Origin of the sequence: Streptomyces sp. BoleA5 (genome assembly GCF_000373665.1) — a bacterium.
Classification (GTDB): domain Bacteria; phylum Actinomycetota; class Actinomycetes; order Streptomycetales; family Streptomycetaceae; genus Actinacidiphila.
This window is the reverse complement of record NZ_KB892096.1, coordinates 76,538-95,821: the sequence shown is the minus strand read 5'-3', so window position 1 is coordinate 95,821 and position 19,284 is coordinate 76,538. Positions and strand designations below refer to the sequence as shown.

Below are 19,284 nucleotides of genomic sequence, written 5' to 3'. Positions count from 1 at the left end.
ATTGGCGCGATGAGGCCGTGAGGGGCCGCGGAGGCCCGGACCCCGGCGGCCGGCCCGCGGCAGCACGACGCCCCGCGACCGGGGAGCCGGTCACGGGGCGCTCGGGCCGTGCGAGGGGTCAGCGGACGAAGACGCCCGCCTGGTTCGCGAGGTCCAGGAAGTACTGGGGCGCGACACCCAGCACCAGGGTGACGGCCACACCGACCGCGATGGCCGTGGACGTCAGCGGCGAGGGCATGGCGACCGTGGGGCCGTCGGCCTTCGGCTCGCTGAAGAACATCAGCACGATGACGCGGATGTAGAAGAACGCCGCGATGGCGGACGAGATCACACCCACGATCACCAGCGGCATCGCACCGCCCTGAGCGGCGGCGCTGAAGACCGCGAACTTCCCGGCGAAGCCCGAGGTCAACGGGATGCCGGCGAAGGCGAGCAGGAAGATCGCGAAGACCGCGGCCACCAGCGGGGAACGACGGCCCAGACCCGCCCAGCGCGACAGGTGCGTGGCCTCCCCGCCGGCGTCGCGCACCAGCGTGACGACCGCGAAGGCGCCCAGCGTCACGAAGGAGTACGCCGCCAGGTAGAAGAGCACCGAGGAGACGCCCTCCGGCGTGGTCGCGATGACACCCGCCAGGATGAACCCGGCGTGCGCGATCGAGGAGTACGCGAGCAGGCGCTTCACGTCGGTCTGGGTGACCGCCACGATCGCGCCGACCAGCATCGTGAGGATCGCGACGCCCCACAGCACCGGTCGCCAGTCCCAGCGCAGCTCCGGCAGCACCACGTAGAGCAGCCGCAGCAGCGCGCCGAAGGCGGCGACCTTGGTGGCCGCGGCCATGAAGCCGGTGACCGGGGTCGGCGCGCCCTCGTAGACGTCGGGCGTCCACATGTGGAACGGCACGGCGCCCACCTTGAACAGCAGCCCCATGCCGACCAGCGCGGCGCCGATCAGCAGCAGCGCGTCGTTGCCCGCCGAGTCGGCCAGGGCCGGGTTGAGCTTGGCGGTGCCGTCGACGACCGACGCGATGCCGGAGTACGAGACGGTGCCCGCGTAGCCGTAGAGCAGGGCGATGCCGAAGAGCAGGAAGGCGGAGGAGAAGGCGCCCAGCAGGAAGTACTTGACCGCCGCCTCCTGGGACATCAGGCGGCGGCGCCGGGCGAGGGCGCAGAGCAGGTAGAGCGGGAGGGAGAAGACCTCCAGGGCCACGAAGAGCGTCAGCAGGTCGTTGGCCGCCGGGAAGATCAGCATGCCGCCGATGGCGAACATCAGCAGCGGGAAGACCTCCGTGGTGGTGAAACCGGCCCGGACGGCGTCCTTCTCCTGGTCGCTGCCGGGCACCGCGGAGCCCTGCGCGGCGAAGGAGTCGACGCGCCGGCCGTGCGCCTTGGGGTCGAGCCGGCGCTCGGCGAAGGTGAACACCCCGACCATGCCCACCAGCAGGATCGTGCCCTGCAGGAAGAGGGCCGGACCGTCGACGGCGACCGCGCCCATCGCCGCGATGTGGGCCTTCGTCGTGGCGTAGCCGCCCGCCGCGAGCGCCACGACCGCGGCGAAGGCGGCGGCCATGCCGACGACCGCGAGGCCGACCTGCCCGGTGTAGCGGAACCGCCGCGGCAGGAACGCCTCGAGGAGGATGCCCAGGATGGCCACACCGAAGACGATCAGGACCGGAGCGAGCTGGGCGTACTCGATCTTCGGCGCGTTGATCTTGTCGGCGGCGAGCGGTGCCGCCGTTGTCCACAGGCTGTGGACAGCAACTGTGCTGCTCACTTGGATGCCTCCAGCGCCGGCTTGGGGTCGGTCTTGTGCACGTCGGAGAGCGTCTGCTGCACCGCCGGGTTGACGACGTCGGTCAGCGGCTTCGGGTACACCCCGAGCACGATCAGCAGCGCGATCAGCGGCGCCACGACGGCCAGTTCCCGGACCTTCAGGTCGGGCATCCCCTGCACCTCGGCCTTCACCGGGCCGGTCATCGTCCGCTGGTAGAGGACGAGGACGTACAGCGCGGCGAGGACGATGCCGGTGGTGGCGATGATCCCGACGGCCGGGTAGCGGCTGAACGTCCCGACGAGGACGAGGAACTCGCTGACGAAGGGCGCGAGCCCCGGCAGCGACAGGGTGGCCAGACCGCCGATCAGGAAGGTGCCGGCCAGCACCGGGGCCACCTTCTGCACCCCGCCGTAGGACGCGATGAGGCGGGAGCCGCGGCGGGAGATCAGGAAGCCCGCGACCAGCATCAGCGCGGCGGTGGAGATGCCGTGGTTGACCATGTACAGCGTCGCCCCGCCCTGGCCCTGGGAGGTCATCGCGAAGATGCCCAGGATGATGAAGCCGAAGTGGGAGATCGACGCGTAGGCGATCAGCCGCTTGATGTCGCGCTGGCCGAGCGCGAGCAGGGCGCCGTAGACGATGCTGATCAGCGCCAGCACCAGGATCGCCGGCGTCGCCCACTTGCTGGCCTCGGGGAAGAGCTGGAGGCAGAAGCGGAGCATCGCGAAGGTGCCGACCTTGTCGACGACCGCGGTGATGAGCACCGCGACCGGCGCCGTGGACTCGCCCATGGCGTTGGGCAGCCAGGTGTGCAGCGGGAACAGCGGTGCCTTGACCGCGAAGGCGAAGAAGAAGCCCAGGAACAGGGCGCGTTCCGCGGTGGTGGACATGTCGAGCTCACCGGCCGCCCGGGCCTGCAGGATCTCCTGGAGGGAGAAGGTGCCCTGGCCGAGCTGGTCGGCGGTGACGGCGTACAGCCCGATGACCGCGGCCAGCATGATGAGTCCGCCGGCCAGGTTGTAGAGCAGGAACTTGACCGCCGCGTACGAGCGCTGACGGGCCGCCTCCTCCTCGCCGTGCTCGTGCGCACGGTCCCCGAAGCCGCCGATGAGGAAGTACATCGGGATGAGCATGGCCTCGAAGAAGATGTAGAAGAGGAAGACGTCCGTGGCCTCGAAGGAGATGATCACCATCGCCTCGACCAGCAGGATCAGCGCGAAGAAGCCCTGGGTGGGCCGCCAGCGGCGGTTGGGGTTCTTCTCCTCCAGAGGGTCGGCGTCGTGCCAGCCCGCCGCGATGACGAACGGTACGAGCAGCGCGGTCAGCCCGATGAGCGCGACGGCGATGCCGTCCACGCCGAGTTCGTAGCGGACCCCGAAGTCGGCGATCCACGCATGGGACTCGGTGAGCTGGTACCGGGCCCCGCCCGGGTCGAAGCGCACGAAGGCGATCGCGGCCAGCACGAGCGTCGCCAGCGAGACGGCCAGCGCGAGCCACTTGGCGGCCCCGCGCCGCGCCGCCGGCACGGCGGCGGTGGCGATCGCGCCGAGCGCCGGCAGGCCGGCGGTCAGCGTGAGCAGGGGGAAGGACATCAGGCAACACCCCTCATCAGCAGCGTCGCGGCGACCAGCACCGCGGTGCCCGCCAGCATCGACACGGCGTAGCTGCGCACATAACCGTTCTGGAGACGCCGCATCCGGCCGGAGAGGCCGCCGACGGCGGCCGCGGTGCCGTTGACGACGCCATCCACACCCTTGTGGTCCACGTAGACCAGCCCGCGGGTGAGGTACTCGCCGGGCAGCACCAGGGCGACGTGGTTGAAGTCGTCCTGGAGCAGGTCGCGCCGGGCGGCGCGGGTGAGCCAGCTGGCGCGCGGGGCGACGGAGGGGACGGGGCGGCGCCCGTACATGGCCCAGGCGAGGCCCACACCGAGCACCATCACCACCATCGTGGCGGCGGTGACGGCCGCCGCGCCCATCGGCGGGTGGCCCTCCTCGAAGCTGGTGACCGGCTCCAGCCAGGTCACGAAGGCCTCGTTCCAGCTGAAGAGGAATCCGGCGAAGACGGAGCCGAAGGCCAGGACGACCATGGGGATCGTCATCGACTTCGGCGACTCGTGCGGGTGCGGCTCATGGCCCTCGGCGTCCGGCTCCCAGCGCTTCTCGCCGAAGAAGGTCATCAGCATCACGCGGGTCATGTAGAACGCGGTGATCCCCGCGCCCAGCAGGGCCGCCCCGCCCAGGATCCAGCCTTCGGTGCCGCCCTTGGCGAAGGCGGCCTCGATGATCTTGTCCTTGGAGAAGAAGCCGGACAGGCCCGGGAAGCCGATGATCGCCAGGTAGCCGAGGCCGAAGGTGACGAAGGTGACCGGCATGTACTTCCGCAGGCCCCCGTACTTGCGCATGTCCACCTCGTCGTTCATGCCGTGCATGACCGATCCGGCGCCGAGGAAGAGCCCGGCCTTGAAGAAGCCGTGGGTGACCAGGTGCATGATCGCGAAGACGTAGCCGATCGGGCCGAGGCCCGCGGCCATCACCATGTAGCCGATCTGCGACATCGTCGAGCCGGCCAGGGCCTTCTTGATGTCGTCCTTCGCGCAACCGACGATCGCACCGAACAGGAGGGTGACCGCGCCGACCGTCACCACGGCCACCTGGGCGGTGGGCGCGGCGTCGAAGATCGCGCCGGAGCGGGTGATCAGGTAGACGCCGGCGGTCACCATCGTCGCCGCGTGGATCAGGGCCGAGACCGGGGTCGGGCCCTCCATCGCGTCGCCGAGCCAGGACTGCAGCGGGACCTGCGCCGACTTGCCGCAGGCGGCGAGCAGCAGCATCAGGCCGATGCCGGTGAGGACCCCCTCACCCGCGCCGTCCACGGCTCCGAGGACCGGCCCGAAGGTGAAGGTGCCGAAGGTGGTGAACATCAGCATGATCGCGATCGACAGGCCGACGTCGCCGACGCGGTTGACGATGAAGGCCTTCTTGGCCGCGGTCGCCGCGCTGGGCTTGTGCTGCCAGAAGCCGATCAGCAGGTACGAGGCGAGGCCCACGCCCTCCCAGCCGACGTACAGCAGCAGGTAGTTGTCGGCGAGGACCAGCAGGAGCATCGCCGCGAGGAAGAGGTTGAGGTAGCCGAAGAAGCGGCGGCGCCGCTCGTCGTGCTCCATGTAGCCGATCGAGTAGATGTGGATGAGCGTGCCCACACCGGTGATCAGCAGGGCGAACGTCATCGACAGCTGGTCGAGCTGGAAGGCCACGTCCGCCTTGAAGCCGCCGACGGAGATCCAGGTGAACGCGGTCGAGTGCAGCGCGCGGTCCTCGCCGCTGCGACCGAGCATGTCGAAGAAGAGCACCGCCGCGACGACGAAGGACGACCCCGCGAGCACGGTGCCGATCCAGTGGCCCGTACGGTCCAGCCTCCGTCCGCCGGTGAGCAGCACACCGGCGCCCAGCAGCGGCAGGAGGACGAGCCATCCGATCAAGTAGTCCACTGTCGCTACCCCTTAGAGCTTCATCAGGCTGGCGTCGTCGACCGAGGCCGAGTGGCGGGAGCGGAAGATCGTCACGATGATCGCCAGACCCACGACGACCTCCGCGGCGGCGACGACCATCGTGAAGAAGGCGATGATCTGGCCGTCGAGGTTGCCGTGCATGCGGGAGAAGGTGACGAACGCCAGGTTGGCGGCGTTCAGCATCAGCTCGACGCACATGAAGACGATGATCGCGTTGCGCCGGATCAGCACCCCGGCGGCGCCGATGGTGAACAGCAGCGCCGACAGGTACAGGTAGTTGACCGGATTCACTTCGACGCCTCCTCGGAGCGCTGTTCCAGCTCGGCGACCTTGGCGACCGACTCCGCGGACACGTCCCGGTACTGGCCGCGGCCGCGCAGCGTCGGGCTGACGCTGAGCTCCGAGACCGTGCCGTCCGGCAGCAGGCCGGGGACGTCGACCGCGTTGTTGCGGGCGTAGACGCCGGGCGCGGGGAGCGGGGTGATCTGCTTGCCCTCGCGCACGCGCCGCTCGGCGAGCTCGCGCTGGGTGGCGCGGGCCTCGGTGCGCTCGCGGTGGGTGAGGACCATCGCGCCGACGGCGGCGGTGATGAGCAGCGCGCCGGTGATCTCGAAGGCCCACACGTACTTGGTGAAGATCAGGGAGGCGAGTCCCTCGACGTTGCCGCCGGCGTTGGCCTGGCCGAGCCCCTGGAAGTTCTTGATCGAGGCGTTGGCGATGCCGGCGATCAGCAGCACGCCGAAGCCGAGTCCGGCCCCGGCGGCCAGCCAGCGCTGCCCCTTCAGCGTCTCCTTGAGCGAGTCGGCGGCGGTGATGCCGACCAGCATGACGACGAAGAGGAAGAGCATCATGATCGCGCCGGTGTAGACGACGATCTGGACGACCCCGAGGAAGTACGCGCCCTGGGCCAGGTAGAAGACCGCCAGGACGATCATCGTCCCGGCGAGCGACAGTGCGCTGTGCACGGCCTTCTTCATCAGTACGGTCGCGAGCGCGCCCAGCACTGCGACGGTGCCGAGCACCCAGAACTGGACCGCCTCCCCGGTGGAGGTGGTGTAAGCGGCCAGCGTGGTCACGCCGTTCATGCCTCGCCTCCCGTCCCGGCCGGAGCGGCGGCACCGGTCGCGGGGACCTGCGCGCCCGCCGCGCCTTCGCCGTCCCGGTCGCCCGACTCCGTCTCGTCCGGCTTCTCGCCCTTGGAGACCGCGACCTGGCGCTCGGTCCCGGGGGCGGCGTGGGTCACCGCGCCGCGGTAGTAGTCGCCCTCGTCCATGCCGGGGAAGATCGCGTGCGGGGTGTCGACCATGTTCTCGTCCAGGCCCGCGAGCAGCTGCTCCTTGGTGAAGATCAGCGACTCGCGGCTGCTGTCGGCGAGTTCGTACTCGTTGGTCATGGTCAGGGCGCGCGTCGGGCAGGCCTCGATGCACAGCCCGCACAGGATGCAGCGGGCGTAGTTGATCTGGTAGACGCGGCCGTAGCGCTCGCCCGGCGAGTAGCGCTCCTCGTCGGTGTTGTCGGCGCCCTCGACGTAGATCGCGTCCGCCGGGCAGGCCCAGGCGCACAGCTCGCAGCCCACGCACTTCTCCAGCCCGTCCGGGTGCCGGTTCAGCTGGTGGCGGCCGTGGAACCGCGGCGCGGTCGGCTTCTTCTCCTCGGGGTACTGCTCGGTCAGGCGCTTCTTGAACATGGCCTTGAAGGTCACGCCGAAGCCCGCGACCGGGCCCAGGAACTCAGGCATCGTCGGCCTCCTTGCCTACGAGTTGACGCTCCGCACGGGACGGCCGCCGCGGGACGGGCGGCAGCTCCTGGCCGGGCAGCGGCGGCACGGGGAACCCGCCCGCCATGGGATCGAACGGCTCCTGCGGCCCGGCCTGTTCGGCCGCCTCCCGGGCCTTGTCGCCGCGGTCGCGGAAGACGTCGAAGACCAGGGAGAGCAGGAGCAGCAGGACCACGCCGCCGCCGACGTAGAGCACGATCGACTGGAAGTCGTAGTTCTCGTTGCGCAGCGCCCGGACGGTGGCGACCAGCATCAGCCACACCATCGAGACCGGGATCAGGACCTTCCAGCCCAGCTTCATCAACTGGTCGTAGCGGACGCGGGGCAGCGTGCCGCGCAGCCAGATGAAGAAGAAGAGCAGCAGCTGCACCTTGATCACGAACCAGAGCAGCGGCCACCAGCCGTGGTTGGCGCCCTCCCAGAAGGTGCTGATGGGCCACGGGGCCCGCCAGCCGCCCAGGAAGAGCGTGGTGGCCACCGCCGAGACGGTCACCATGTTCACGTACTCGGCGAGCATGAAGAGCGCGAACTTGATCGAGGAGTACTCGGTGTTGAAGCCGCCGACCAGGTCGCCCTCGGACTCGGGCATGTCGAACGGGGCGCGGTTGGTCTCGCCGACCATGGTGCCGATGTAGATGATGAAGGACACCGGCAGCAGCAGCACGTACCAGCGGTCCTCCTGCTGGGCGACGATCTGCGAGGTCGACATCGAGCCGGAGTAGAGGAAGACCGACGCGAAGGCGACGCCCATCGCGATCTCGTAGGAGATCATCTGCGCGCAGGAGCGCAGACCGCCGAGGAGCGGGTACGTCGAGCCGGAGGACCAGCCGGCCAGCACGATGCCGTAGATGCCGACGGAGGCGGTGGCCAGGATGTAGAGGACGCCGATCGGCAGGTCGGTGAGCTGCATCGGCGTGCGGTGGCCGAAGATGGAGATCTCGTTGCCCGCCGGGCCGAAGGGGATCACCGCGACCGCCATGAAGGCCGGGATGGCCGCCACGATCGGGGCCAGCACGTAGACGACCTTGTCGGCCTTCTTGACGATCAGGTCTTCCTTGAGCATCAGCTTGATGCCGTCGGCGAGCGACTGGAGCATGCCCCAGGGGCCGTGCCGGTTGGGGCCGATGCGCAGCTGCATCCACGCGACGACCTTGCGCTCCCACACGATGGAGAAGAGCACGGTCACCATCAGGAACGCGAAGCAGAAGACCGCCTTGATGGCGATCAGCCACCACGGGTCCCGCCCGAACAGGGACAGGTCCTCGGCGGCGAGCGTGGTCAGTCCCGTCACGGGGTCACCTCCGGTGCGGCAGCGGTGTCCACGGCGGCCGGGGCGATCCGGACGATCTGGCCCGGCAGCGCGCCGGTGTCCGAGGCGACTCCCCCGCCGGCCGAGTTGAGGGGCACCCACACGACGCGGTCGGCCATCGCCGTCACCTGCAGCGGCAGCCGGACGGTGCCCAGCGGGCCGGACACCTCCAGCGGCTCGCCGTCGGCGACGCCGATCTCCTTGGCGGTGGTCGCCGACACGCGGGCGACCGCCGGGTGGCGGGTGCCGGCGAGGGCGTCGTCGCCCTGTTGCAGCAGGCCCTGGTCGAGCAGCAGCCGGTGGCCCGCGAGGACCGCCTCGCCGCTGCCGGGCTTCGGCAGCGGCCGGCCGGTCTCCTGCGGGGCCGCGGCGCGCGGGCCCTCGTACGGGGTGAGCCGGGAGAGCTCGGCGCGGGCCGAGCTCACGTCGGCGAGCCCGAGGGTGACGTCCATCGCGTCGGCCACCATGGTCAGCACCCGGGCGTCCGGGTACTGGTGGCGCTGGACCTGCTGGGCAGGCTTGATCGCGGCCTCGAAGAGCCGTACGCGGCCCTCCCAGTTGAGGAAGGTGCCGGCCTTCTCGGCGACCGCGGCGACCGGCAGGACGACGTCCGCCCGCTCGGTGACCTCGCCGGGGCGCTGCTCCAGGCTGACCACGAAGCCCGCCGCGTCCAGGGCCGCACGGGCCAGGGCCGGGTCGGGCAGGTCGGCCGGCTCGACGCCGCCGACCAGCAGCGCGCCGAGCTCGCCGCTTACGGCCGCCTCCAGGATCCCGCCGGTGTCGCGGCCGTGGCGGGACGGGAGCGTGGCCACGCCCCAGACCTCGGCGACCTCGTCGCGGGCCCGCGGGTCGGTGACCGGGCGGCCGCCGGGCAGCAGCCCGGGCAGTGCGCCCGCCTCGACGGCACCGCGCTCGCCCGCGCGGCGCGGGATCCACGCCAGCCGGGCGCCGGTGGCCTGGGCGAACCGCACGACCGCGGTCAGCGCGCCGGGGACGGCCGCCAGCCGCTCGCCCACCAGGACGACCGAGCCCTCGGCGCGCAGCGCCTGGTGGGCGGTACGGCCGTTGCCGTCCAGCCCGACGCTCCCCCTGGCTTCGCCGGAGGTACCCCCACCGGCCAGGGCGTCCAGCCACTCGGTCTCGGTGCCGGGCGCGGCGGGCAGCAGGGTGCCGCCCGCCTTCTCCAGCCCGCGGGTGGCGTAGGGGGCCAGCGCGAAGGTGCGCTGCTTGTGCTTGCGCCAGGCCTTGCGGAGCCGCAGGAAGACGCCGGGCGCCTCCTCCTCGGCCTCCAGTCCGGCCAGCAGTACGGCGGGGGCCTTCTCCAGCAGGGTGTAGGTGACCCCGTCGCCGGACAGGTCCCGCCCGCGGCCCGCGACGACGGCCGCCAGGAAGTCGGCCTCCTCAGCGGAGTGCGCGCGGGCCCGGAAGTCGACGTCGTTGGTGTCGAGGGCGACGCGGGCGAACTTGGCGTAGGCGTAGGCGTCCTCGACCGTGAGCCGGCCGCCGGTCAGCACGCCCGTGCGGCCCCGGGCCGCCGCGAGCCCGCGGGCCGCGGCCTCCAGCGCCTCGGGCCAGCTCGCGGTCTCCAGTTCACCGGTGTCGGCGTTGCGGACCAGCGGGGTGGTGAGCCGCTCGGGGCGCTGCGCGTAGCGGAACCCGAAGCGGCCCTTGTCGCAGATCCACTCCTCGTTGACCTCGGGGTCGTCCTGCGCGAGCCGGCGCATGACCTTGCCGCGCCGGTGGTCGGTACGGGTGGCGCAGCCGCCCGCGCAGTGCTCGCACACGCTCGGCGAGGAGACCAGGTCGAAGGGCCGCGACCGGAAGCGGTAGGCCGCCGAGGTCAGAGCACCCACCGGGCAGATCTGGATCGTGTTGCCGGAGAAGTACGACTGGAAGGGGTCGCCCTCGCCGGTGCCGACCTGCTGCAGGGCGCCGCGCTCCAGCAGTTCGATCATCGGGTCGCCGGCGACCTGCTGCGAGAAGCGGGTGCAGCGCGCGCACAGCACGCAGCGCTCCCGGTCCAGCAGCACCTGGGTGGAGATCGGGACCGGCTTCTCGTAGGTCCGCTTGCGGCCCTCGAAGCGGGTGTCGGCCTGGCCGGCGGACATCGCCTGGTTCTGCAGCGGGCACTCTCCGCCCTTGTCGCAGACCGGGCAGTCCAGCGGGTGGTTGATGAGCAGCAGCTCCATCACCCCGCGCTGGGCCTTGTCCGCGACGCCGGAGGTGAGCTGGGTCCTGACGACCATCCCGTCGGTGCAGGTGATCGTGCAGGACGCCATCGGCTTGCGCTGGCCCTCGACCTCGACGATGCACTGGCGGCAGGCGCCCACGGGGTCGAGGAGGGGATGGTCGCAGAAGCGCGGGATCTCGATGCCGATCATCTCGGCGGCACGGATCACCAGGGTGCCCTTGGGCACGGAGATCTCGACGCCGTCGATGCTGACGGACACCAGGTCCTCGGGCGGCACCGCCGCCTCACCGGAGGCGGCGTTGGTCGTGACGGTCACGCGTTCACCTCCAGGTGAGACTTGTCGGCCCAGACCGTGGACTTGGCCGGGTCGAAGGGGCAGCCGCGGCCCTCCAGGTGCTCCACGTACTCGTCGCGGAAGTACTGGAGGGAGGAGAAGATCGGGCTGGCCGCTCCGTCGCCGAGGGCGCAGAAGGACTTGCCGTTGATGTTGTCGGCGATGTCGGCGAGCTTGTCGAGGTCCGCCAGGGTGCCCTTGCCCGCCTCGATGTCGCGGAGCAACTGGACGAGCCAGTACGTGCCCTCGCGGCAGGGGGTGCACTTGCCGCAGGACTCGTGGGCGTAGAACTCGGTCCAGCGGGTGACGGCGCGCACCACGCAGGTCGTCTCGTCGAAGCACTGCAGCGCCTTGGTTCCGAGCATGGAGCCCGCGGCGCCGACGCCCTCGTAGTCCAGCGGGACGTCGAGGTGCTCGTCGGTGAACATCGGCGTCGAGGAGCCGCCCGGGGTCCAGAACTTGAGCCGGTGGCCGGGCCGCATGCCGCCGCTGAGGTTCAGCAGCTGGCGCAGCGTGACGCCCAGCGGGGCCTCGTACTGGCCGGGGTTGGCGACGTGGCCGCTGAGCGAGTACAGCGTGAAGCCCGGGGACTTCTCGCTGCCCATCGAGCGGAACCAGTCCTTGCCCTTGACCAGGATCGAGGGCACCGACGCGATGGACTCGACGTTGTTGACCACCGTCGGGCAGGCGTACAGGCCCTCGACCGCCGGGAAGGGCGGCCGCAGCCGGGGCTGGCCGCGCCGGCCCTCCAGCGAGTCCAGCAGCGCGGTCTCCTCGCCGCAGATGTACGCGCCGGCGCCGGCGTGCACGGTCAGCTCCAGGTCGAAGCCGCTGCCCAGGATGTTCTTGCCGAGGAAGCCCGCCTCGTACGCCTCGGCGACCGCGTGGTGCAGCCGCCGCAGCACGGGGACGACCTCGCCGCGCAGGTAGATGAAGGCGTGGTTCGAGCGGATCGCGTGGCAGGCGATCACCATGCCCTCGATGAGCGAGTGCGGGTTGGCGAAGAGCAGCGGGATGTCCTTGCAGGTGCCCGGCTCCGACTCGTCGGCGTTGACGACGAGGTAGTGCGGCTTGCCGTCGCCCTGCGGGATGAACTGCCACTTCATCCCGGTGGGGAAGCCGGCGCCGCCGCGGCCGCGCAGGCCGGACTCCTTCACAAGGGCGATCACGTCGTCCGGGGGCATGGCCAGCGCCTTGCGCAGGCCCTCGTAGCCCTCGTGGCGGCGGTACGTGTCGAGGGTCCAGGACTGGGGATCGTCCCAGAAGGCCGAGAGAACGGGTGCCAGCACCTTCTCCGCCGAGTCGACCATGGTCACCGGTCCTCCTCGCCTTCCGTCGGGCGCTCCTGCGTGACCGGTCCCGCCGGGTGCTCGGGGTCGGAGACCGCGGAGTCCAGGGGGGCGTCGTGGGAGCTGGGGTGGGCCGGGGGTGTCTCGTCCTGCGGCGGGGCGGAGGTCTGCCGGGGCACGCCGGCCCCGCCGCCCGGCAGCGACTCGCCGCGGGCGAGCCGCAGGCCCGCCAGGGAGGCGGGGCCGGCGCCGCCGGTCGCCTCGACGGCGCCGGGGCGCTCGTCGGGGAACCCGGCGAGGATCCGGGACGTCTCCTTGTACGAGCACAAAGGAGCGCCGCGGGTGGGTTCGACGGTGCGGCCGGCGCGCAGGTCGTCGACGAGCCGCTTGGCCGACTCGGGGTCCTGGTTGTCGAAGAACTCCCAGTTGACCATCACCACGGGGGCGAAGTCGCAGGCCGCGTTGCACTCGATGTGCTCCAGCGTGACCTTGCCGTCGTCGGTGGTCTCGCCGTTCCCCACGCCGAGGTGTTGCTTGAGCTCGTCGAAGATCGCGTCGCCGCCCATGACCGCGCACAGCGTGTTGGTGCAGACCCCGACCTGGTACTCGCCGGAGGGCCCCCGCCGGTACATCGAGTAGAAGGTGGCCACCGCGGTGACCTCGGCCGTGGTCAGCCCCAGCTGCTCGGCGCAGAAGCGCACCCCGGTGCGGGAGACGTAGCTCTCCTCCGCCTGCACCAGGTGCAGCAGAGGCAGCAGGGCGCTGCGGCTGCCGGGGTAGCGCGCGATGATCTTCGCCGCGTCCTCGTCCAGGCGCTGCCGTACGTCGGCCGGGTAGTCCGGCGCGGGCATCGCGGGGATGCCGAGTGATACCTCTGTCACCGGTCGACGCCTCCCATCACGGGGTCGATGGACGCCACCGCGACGATGACGTCGGCGACCTGGCCGCCCTCGCACATCGCCGCCATGGTCTGCAGGTTGGTGAAGGACGGGTCGCGGAAGTGGACGCGGAAGGGGCGGGTGCCCCCGTCGCTGACCACGTGGACGCCGAGTTCGCCCTTGGACGACTCGACGGCGACGTACGCCTGGCCGGCCGGGACCCGGAAGCCCTCGGTCACCAGCTTGAAGTGGTGGATCAGGGCCTCCATGGAGGTGCCCATGATCTTCTTGATGTGGTCGAGGGAGTTGCCGAGCCCGTCCGGGCCGAGCGCGAGCTGCGCGGGCCAGGCGATCTTCTTGTCGGCGACCATGACCGGGCCGGGCTGCAGCCGGTCCAGGCACTGCTCGACGATGTCCAGCGACTGCCGCATCTCCTCCAGGCGGAGCAGGAACCGCCCGTAGGAGTCGCAGGTGTCGACGGTCGGGACCTCGAACTCGTAGTTCTCGTAGCCGCAGTACGGCTGCGACTTGCGCAGGTCGTGCGGCAGGCCTGTGGAACGCAGGATCGGACCGGTGGCGCCGAGCGCCATGCAGCCCGCCAGGTCCAGGTAACCCACGTCCTGCATGCGGGCCTTGAAGATCGGGTTGCCGGTGGCGAGCTTGTCGTACTCGGGGAGGTTCTTGCGGAACTTCTTCACGACCTCGCGGACCTGGTCCACCGCGCCGGGCGGCAGGTCCTGGGCGAGGCCGCCGGGGCGGATGTACGCGTGGTTCATCCGCAGGCCGGTGATCAGCTCGAAGAGGTCCAGGATCAGCTCGCGGTCGCGGAACCCGTAGATCATGATCGTGGTGGCGCCGAGCTCCATGCCGCCGGTGGCGATGGCCACCAGGTGCGAGGAGATGCGGTTCAGCTCCATCAGCATCACGCGGATCACCGAGGCGCGGTCCGGGATCGCGTCGGTGATGCCGAGCAGCTTCTCCACCGCCAGGCAGTACGCCGTCTCGTTGAAGAACGGCGTCAGGTAGTCCATGCGCGTCACGAACGTGGACCCCTGGGTCCAGGTCCGGAACTCCATGTTCTTCTCGATGCCGGTGTGGAGGTAGCCGATGCCGCAGCGGGCCTCGGTGACCGTCTCGCCGTCGATCTCCAGGATCAGCCGGAGCACGCCGTGGGTGGACGGGTGCTGCGGGCCCATGTTGACGACGATGCGCTCGTCGTCGGCCTTGCCGACGGTCTCGGCCAGCTCGTCCCAGTCGCCGCCGGTGACCGTGAAGACCCGGCCCTCGGTGGTCTCCCGCTCCTCGGCCTGCTGGGGTGCGTGGTGAGTGCTCACGAGTACGACCTCCGCTGGTCCGGAGCAGGGATCTGGGCGCCCTTGTACTCGACGGGGATGCCGCCGAGGGGGTAGTCCTTGCGCTGCGGGTGGCCCTGCCAGTCGTCCGGCATCATGATCCGGATCAGGGCGGGGTGCCCGTCGAAGACGATCCCGAAGAAGTCGTAGGCCTCGCGCTCGTGCCAGTCGTTGGTCGGGTAGACCTCGACCAGCGACGGGACGTGCCGGTCCGCGTCGGAGACGCTCACCTCCAGCCGGATCAGCCGGTTGTGGGTGATCGAGCGCAGGTGGTAGACGGCGTGCAGCTCGCGGCCCTTGTCCTCCGGGAAGTGGACGCCGCTCACGCCCGTGCAGAGCTCGAAGCGCAGCGCGGGGTCGTCCCGCAGGGTCCTGGCGACCAGGGGCAGGTGCTCGCGCGCGACGTGGAAGGTGATCTCGTCGCGGTCCACGACGACCTTCTCGATCGCGTTGTCCGGGACGAGACCCTGCTCCTCCAGGGCGCCCTCGAGCTCGTCGGCGACCTCGTCGAACCAGCCGCCGTACGGACGGCTCGCCGCACCGGGCAGCCGCACCGTGCGCACCAGGCCGCCGTACCCGGAGGTGTCGCCGCCGTTGCGGGCACCGAACATTCCGCGCTGGACGCGGATCGCCTCCCCGTGGTCGCCGCGCTGGCCGGGCAGCCCGGCCGCGTTGACGTCCCTGTCCGGGTTCGGGGTGTCCGGGGAATCCGTCATCGGAGGAGCCCCTTCATCTCGATCGTCGGCAGCGCCTTCAGCGCCGCCTCCTCCGCCTCGCGCGCGGCCTCTTCGCGGTTCACGCCGAGCTTGCTGTGCTGGATCTTCTGGTGGAGCTTGAGGATGGCGTCCATCAGCATTTCGGGGCGAGGCGGACATCCCGGGAGGTAAATGTCAACAGGCACCACATGGTCAACACCCTGCACAATTGCGTAGTTGTTGAACATCCCGCCGCTCGATGCGCAGACCCCCATCGAGATCACCCACTTGGGGTTCGGCATCTGGTCGTAGACCTGGCGCAGGACGGGCGCCATCTTCTGGCTCACCCTGCCGGCCACGATCATCAGGTCCGCCTGGCGCGGGGACCCGCGGAAGACCTCCATGCCGAAGCGGGCCAGGTCGTACCGCCCGGCCCCGGTCGTCATCATCTCGATGGCGCAGCACGCGAGGCCGAACGTGGCCGGGAAGACCGAGGCCTTCCGGACCCAGCCGGCCGCCGCCTCGACGGAGGTGAGCAGGAACCCGCTCGGCAGCTTCTCTTCAATACCCATGGCTATTCTCCGCCCCTAATCCCATTCCAGGCCGCCGCGACGCCAGACATAGGCGTAGGCGACGAAGACGGTGAGCACGAAGAGGAGCATCTCGACGAGCCCGAAGACCCCGAGGGCGTCGAAGGTGACGGCCCAGGGGTAGAGGAAGACGATCTCGATGTCGAAGACGATGAAGAGCATCGCCGTCAGGTAGTACTTGATCGGGAAACGGCCACCCCCGGCTGGATGCGGAGTCGGCTCGATACCGCACTCATACGCCTCCAACTTGGCCCGGTTGTACCGTTTTGGGCCGATGATGGAGGCCATGACCACGGAGAAGATCGCGAAGCCGGCCCCGAGGCCGCCCAGCACGAGGATGGGCGCGTAGGCATTCACGTCCCCGCTCCTTCCAGTCGACGATGACTGATGACGGACCGTGCCCGGACGTGCGCCCCACGCCACCTGGATCCCCTCCATGTGAGGCAGTTCACAAGCCCAGACTGCCCGCATCCTATGCCTCCTGGTCTGTGATCTGCGACACGGGGTTCACTCTGGCCTTTGTGATCTCTGCCACCAGTCGAACGATCATGAACGGGGATGAGCGGTGATCTTCTCACTCAGTAATCCCAAACGATCACCAGAAGTCACATTTACCTGCGTTTCCGCTGGTAAACAGGGGTGCCGCACTATCAGGCGCCGACGATCCGAGGCAAATTGGAGCTGCTCCGCAGGACGTGATAGCGCCTCGCCACTCGCCCGGGTGAGCCGCGAAACCCCGCACTGACAGCGGCCCGAGGCACGTGAACGCGCGCACGAGGATTTGCAGTTGAATGTCCCTATCATCCCGAATAAGGAAGATCAAAAAGGGGACAATAGCACTGCTCGCGAGCCAACTGTGGCGCATCACACTTTTGTTGAACGGAACCGACCTGGCCTGATACCCAAGTCTTCATGTCCCTTCAGACCTCGCATATACGCCGCCGGCGACGCGCCTCGCAGAGCCCCAACTGGGTGCGCCGCGCAGGAGTCGCCGGCGGCGTCATCGGAACGCTCGCCCTGACCGGAATGTCGTCTTCGGCGAACGCCGAGCCCTCGGCCGCCGACCCGGCGACCACGGGGAGCATCCCCGTCATCCCCGCCCTCTCCACCACCGCCACCGCCGCGCAGGCCGCTGACGCCGTCGACGAGACCGTCGTCGAGCAGCAGCTGGACGCCGCACGCACGGAGGCGCGCACCGAGGCCATGAAGGCCGCACAGAAGAAGAAGGCCGCCGCCGACGCGCGGTCGCGCGCCGCGGCCAAGGCCGCCAAGGCGCGCGAGACCGCGACCGCGTCCCGCTCCGCCGGACGCACCGCGCTGGCCGCCTCCTCCTCCACTTCCGCGACGGGCAGCGTCGCCTCCGTCATCGGCTTCCTGAAGGCCCAGGTCGGCAAGCCGTACGTCTACGGCGCCACGGGCCCCAGCGCCTACGACTGCTCCGGTCTCACCCAGGCCGCCTTCCGCACCATCGGCGTCGACCTGCCGCGCACCTCGCAGGCGCAGTCGACCTTCGGCACCCCGGTGTCCGTGAGCGCGGTCCAGCCGGGCGACCTCGTCTTCTGGGGCGGCGCGGGCTCGGCCTACCACGTGGCCGTCTACATAGGCGGCGGGCAGTACCTGGACGCGGCGAACCCGAGCAAGGGCGTCGTCATCCAGCAGATGTCCAACTACATGCCGACGTCGGCCGTCCGCGTGCTCTGATCACGCGCCCCGTCCCCACGGAGGCCGCCGGCCCGCGAAGGGCCGGCGGCCTCCTCCGTTCCACCCCGTGCGGTCCTCCGCCGCCGCAGGACGGGGCCGCCGCACCGCGCCCCGCGGCAGGCGGCCGGACAGGGGTCCGGCCCCGCCGCAAGGAGAGGTACCGCACACGGGGCCGGACGACCGGGGAGCCCCGGACGGGGCTCACGGGCCGGAGCCCGGCTCCGCGGTGGCGGGGGACCGGGCTCCGGGCCTCGGGTTCATCAGCGGTGGCAGTCGCGGCCTCCGCCGTGCCAGACCCTGACCCAGTGGCCCGGCGTGCGGACCCATTTGACGCGACCGTGGCTGGAGACCCGCACCAGGCGTCCGGGACGGTACTCCAGCTTCCAGGAGCCCAGACCGACCGAGCACTGTCGCTGCCGGTCGCCGCGCCGGTCGCCGTCCCGGCGGTCGTCACCACGCCGGTCGCCGTCCCGGCGGTCGTCACCACGCCGGTCGCCGTCCCGGCGGTCGTCACCACGCCGGTCGCCGTCCCGGCGGTCGTCACCACGCCGGTCGCCGTCCCGGCGGTCGTCACCACGCCGGTCGCCGTCCCGGCGGTCGTCACCACGCCGGTCGTCGCCCTGCCGGTCGCTCGAGCGGTGGTCCGTCGGGGCCGCGGAGGCCGGGCCGGCTGCGAGCACGCCCCCTCCGGCGAGCAGGACCGATGCGGCCGCGGCGGCCAGGACCTGGAATATGCGCGTGCTCATGTCTGCACCCTTCTGTTGATCACGAATCCCCGAGCAGTGATCAAAAGTATGAGCACAACGCCTCAAATCCCGCATTTCGAGCGCGAGCTGACTCCGGGGCAGACTCATCTGACATCGATGTCAACGACATCGATGTCAGAGGACCGGCGGTCCGCCCCGCCCGCGCCTCTCCACCCCGGCCCGCGCGAACCGGCGCACAGGGTTACGGAGTTCACCACTCGGCTCCCATGGGAGGTGATGCCGGGCGGGGCAACACGGCCGACCCCGGGCGGGGTTCGCGCCCGGGCCGCTCCTGCGCCGGGTCAGCCCAGTCGGGCGTCGAGCGCTTCGAGGTCGTCGACGAACCAGGTGCGGTCGCCGCGGTTGCACTCGCGCACCAGGTCCCGAAAGGCCGTACCGGCCGTCGTGTACGCCGAGACCTCTCCCACGACGGCGAGCCGGATGCGGTAGTTGGCGAACTTCTGCAGGATCTCCCCCGCCAGGCCGGTGCGCAGGGCGAAGAACCGCTCGTCCAGGCGGCCGGCGGGGACGGCGACGACCTCCGCCCGCTGGAAGGCCGATCCGATCAGGTCGAGCGCGTCCTGGACGTCGCGGATCCGTGCGCCGTCCTCGCCGCAGACGAGGACCGGCACGCCCCGCCGCTCGGTCACCACGTCAGTCACGGCCCGCCTCCGGGTGCTCGGTGCGCTCCTCCGGGAACATGTCGTTCTCCCCTCCCATGACGTCGTCGATGGTCCGCAGGACGTCCGCCGTCGCCGCGGCGCCGCCGAGCACCACGACCTTCAGCCGCGAACGCTCGTCGTCGTACGCCGTCCGCACCCGGGCCAACTCGTGGGGGTCCCGCGCCATCTGGGCACCGGCCACGAGAAGGGTGCCCAGTCGGTCGGCCGCGGCCGCCCCGATGCCGTCCACCTCGACGATGGCCGAGACCTCCACCCGGTGCCGCGCGGCGGCCGCCGGCGCACCGGTGAGGGCGTCCAGGTCGGTCCGGGCGACGCGGTACTGCTTGCCGATGCGGACCGCCTTCAGCCGGCCGTCTCGGATGTAGCCGCGGACCGTGCGGACATGCAGGCCGAGCCGGTCCGCGACCTGCTCGACGGACAGCCAATCCCTCTCCATGCGTACGCATCCTACTCTTTA

18 protein-coding genes are annotated in these 19,284 nt (G+C 70.6%); 1 reads left to right on the top strand and 17 read right to left on the bottom strand.

Translation table 11 applies throughout. The features are described 5' to 3' along the window. Window positions 1–118: 118 nt before the first annotated feature. Genes nuoN through B085_RS0111880 form a run of 14 tightly spaced genes read right to left on the bottom strand, consistent with a single transcriptional unit; the run spans window position 119 to window position 16,054 of the window. Complete coding sequence (nuoN, locus tag B085_RS0111945; RefSeq protein ID WP_018558804.1) at window positions 119–1,771, bottom strand: NADH-quinone oxidoreductase subunit NuoN; 1,653 nt, start codon at window positions 1,769–1,771, stop codon at window positions 119–121. Then, entirely contained in the window at window positions 1,768–3,363 is a 1,596-nt protein-coding gene (locus B085_RS0111940) for an NADH-quinone oxidoreductase subunit M (protein ID WP_018558803.1), read from the bottom strand. The genes nuoN and B085_RS0111940 overlap by 4 nt, the downstream gene beginning before the upstream one ends. Further along, window positions 3,363–5,261 carry an NADH-quinone oxidoreductase subunit L gene (gene nuoL, locus B085_RS0111935; RefSeq protein ID WP_018558802.1) on the bottom strand — a complete coding sequence of 633 codons (1,899 nt, stop codon included), beginning with the start codon at window positions 5,259–5,261 and terminating at the stop codon, window positions 3,363–3,365. Before nuoL ends, B085_RS0111940 begins: the two co-directional genes overlap by 1 nt. 12 nt (window positions 5,262–5,273) lie before the next feature. After that, the gene (nuoK, locus tag B085_RS0111930; protein ID WP_018558801.1) at window positions 5,274–5,573 is read right to left on the bottom strand and encodes an NADH-quinone oxidoreductase subunit NuoK; all 300 of its coding nucleotides are present in this window, start codon (window positions 5,571–5,573) and stop codon (window positions 5,274–5,276) included. Further along, window positions 5,570–6,367, bottom strand: coding sequence for an NADH-quinone oxidoreductase subunit J (locus B085_RS42145; RefSeq protein ID WP_018558800.1), 798 nt, complete (start codon window positions 6,365–6,367; stop codon window positions 5,570–5,572). Before B085_RS42145 ends, nuoK begins: the two co-directional genes overlap by 4 nt. After that, window positions 6,364–7,020, bottom strand: a complete 657-nt coding sequence (nuoI, locus tag B085_RS42140; protein ID WP_018558799.1) for an NADH-quinone oxidoreductase subunit NuoI — start codon at window positions 7,018–7,020, stop codon at window positions 6,364–6,366. Before nuoI ends, B085_RS42145 begins: the two co-directional genes overlap by 4 nt. Next, entirely contained in the window at window positions 7,013–8,350 is a 1,338-nt protein-coding gene (gene nuoH / locus B085_RS42135; RefSeq protein WP_018558798.1) for an NADH-quinone oxidoreductase subunit NuoH, read from the bottom strand. Before nuoH ends, nuoI begins: the two co-directional genes overlap by 8 nt. After that, window positions 8,347–10,875, bottom strand: coding sequence for an NADH-quinone oxidoreductase subunit G (locus B085_RS0111910; protein ID WP_018558797.1), 2,529 nt, complete (start codon window positions 10,873–10,875; stop codon window positions 8,347–8,349). Before B085_RS0111910 ends, nuoH begins: the two co-directional genes overlap by 4 nt. Further along, complete coding sequence (gene nuoF / locus B085_RS0111905; RefSeq protein ID WP_037731583.1) at window positions 10,872–12,203, bottom strand: NADH-quinone oxidoreductase subunit NuoF; 1,332 nt, start codon at window positions 12,201–12,203, stop codon at window positions 10,872–10,874. Before nuoF ends, B085_RS0111910 begins: the two co-directional genes overlap by 4 nt. Before the next feature lie 2 nt (window positions 12,204–12,205). Further along, window positions 12,206–13,033 (bottom strand): NADH-quinone oxidoreductase subunit NuoE, encoded by an 828-nt coding sequence (gene nuoE / locus B085_RS0111900; protein WP_018558795.1) that lies wholly within the window; start codon window positions 13,031–13,033, stop codon window positions 12,206–12,208. Window positions 13,034–13,059: 26 nt separating this feature from the next. Continuing rightward, entirely contained in the window at window positions 13,060–14,394 is a 1,335-nt protein-coding gene (locus B085_RS0111895; RefSeq protein WP_018558794.1) for an NADH-quinone oxidoreductase subunit D, read from the bottom strand. Next, window positions 14,391–15,128 (bottom strand): NADH-quinone oxidoreductase subunit C, encoded by a 738-nt coding sequence (locus tag B085_RS0111890; RefSeq protein WP_018558793.1) that lies wholly within the window; start codon window positions 15,126–15,128, stop codon window positions 14,391–14,393. The genes B085_RS0111895 and B085_RS0111890 overlap by 4 nt, the downstream gene beginning before the upstream one ends. Further along, the gene (locus B085_RS0111885) at window positions 15,125–15,679 is read right to left on the bottom strand and encodes a NuoB/complex I 20 kDa subunit family protein (RefSeq protein WP_018558792.1); all 555 of its coding nucleotides are present in this window, start codon (window positions 15,677–15,679) and stop codon (window positions 15,125–15,127) included. The genes B085_RS0111890 and B085_RS0111885 overlap by 4 nt, the downstream gene beginning before the upstream one ends. A gap of 15 nt (window positions 15,680–15,694) precedes the next feature. After that, a complete protein-coding gene (locus B085_RS0111880; protein WP_018558791.1) occupies window positions 15,695–16,054 on the bottom strand; it encodes an NADH-quinone oxidoreductase subunit A in 360 nt (119 codons plus the stop codon). Window positions 16,055–16,609: 555 nt separating this feature from the next. Here B085_RS0111880 and B085_RS0111875 point away from each other — a divergent pair. Further along, window positions 16,610–17,398 carry a C40 family peptidase gene (locus B085_RS0111875; RefSeq protein ID WP_078619855.1) on the top strand — a complete coding sequence of 263 codons (789 nt, stop codon included), beginning with the start codon at window positions 16,610–16,612 and terminating at the stop codon, window positions 17,396–17,398. Window positions 17,399–17,658: 260 nt separating this feature from the next. Here the strand turns inward: B085_RS0111875 and B085_RS49995 are convergent, their stop codons facing one another. The 3 genes from B085_RS49995 to B085_RS0111860 form a co-directional block, all read right to left on the bottom strand. Further along, a complete protein-coding gene (locus B085_RS49995; protein WP_026250951.1) occupies window positions 17,659–18,144 on the bottom strand; it encodes a hypothetical protein in 486 nt (161 codons plus the stop codon). A 302-nt stretch (window positions 18,145–18,446) separates the two neighbouring features. Beyond that, window positions 18,447–18,806: a DUF4180 domain-containing protein gene (locus tag B085_RS0111865; protein WP_018558789.1), complete on the bottom strand. Its 360-nt coding sequence runs from the start codon at window positions 18,804–18,806 to the stop codon at window positions 18,447–18,449. Beyond that, the gene (locus B085_RS0111860) at window positions 18,799–19,263 is read right to left on the bottom strand and encodes a helix-turn-helix domain-containing protein (RefSeq protein WP_018558788.1); all 465 of its coding nucleotides are present in this window, start codon (window positions 19,261–19,263) and stop codon (window positions 18,799–18,801) included. The genes B085_RS0111865 and B085_RS0111860 overlap by 8 nt, the downstream gene beginning before the upstream one ends. Window positions 19,264–19,284 lie beyond the last annotated feature (21 nt).

Bases quoted from the DNA above. Each gene is read 5' to 3' on its own strand.
- B085_RS0111875 (WP_078619855.1), top strand. From the start codon at position 16,610: ATGTCCCTTCAGACCTCGCATATACGCCGCCGGCGACGCGCCTCGCAG.
- B085_RS0111940 (WP_018558803.1), bottom strand. From the start codon at position 3,363: ATGTCCTTCCCCCTGCTCACGCTGACCGCCGGCCTGCCGGCGCTCGGC.
- nuoE (WP_018558795.1), bottom strand. From the start codon at position 13,033: ATGCCCGCGCCGGACTACCCGGCCGACGTACGGCAGCGCCTGGACGAG.
- nuoF (WP_037731583.1), bottom strand. From the start codon at position 12,203: ATGGTCGACTCGGCGGAGAAGGTGCTGGCACCCGTTCTCTCGGCCTTC.
- B085_RS0111885 (WP_018558792.1), bottom strand. From the start codon at position 15,679: ATGGGTATTGAAGAGAAGCTGCCGAGCGGGTTCCTGCTCACCTCCGTC.
- B085_RS49995 (WP_026250951.1), bottom strand. From the start codon at position 18,144: ATGAGCACGCGCATATTCCAGGTCCTGGCCGCCGCGGCCGCATCGGTC.
- B085_RS0111890 (WP_018558793.1), bottom strand. From the start codon at position 15,128: ATGACGGATTCCCCGGACACCCCGAACCCGGACAGGGACGTCAACGCG.
- nuoI (WP_018558799.1), bottom strand. From the start codon at position 7,020: ATGCCTGAGTTCCTGGGCCCGGTCGCGGGCTTCGGCGTGACCTTCAAG.
- B085_RS0111860 (WP_018558788.1), bottom strand. From the start codon at position 19,263: ATGGAGAGGGATTGGCTGTCCGTCGAGCAGGTCGCGGACCGGCTCGGC.
- B085_RS42145 (WP_018558800.1), bottom strand. From the start codon at position 6,367: ATGAACGGCGTGACCACGCTGGCCGCTTACACCACCTCCACCGGGGAG.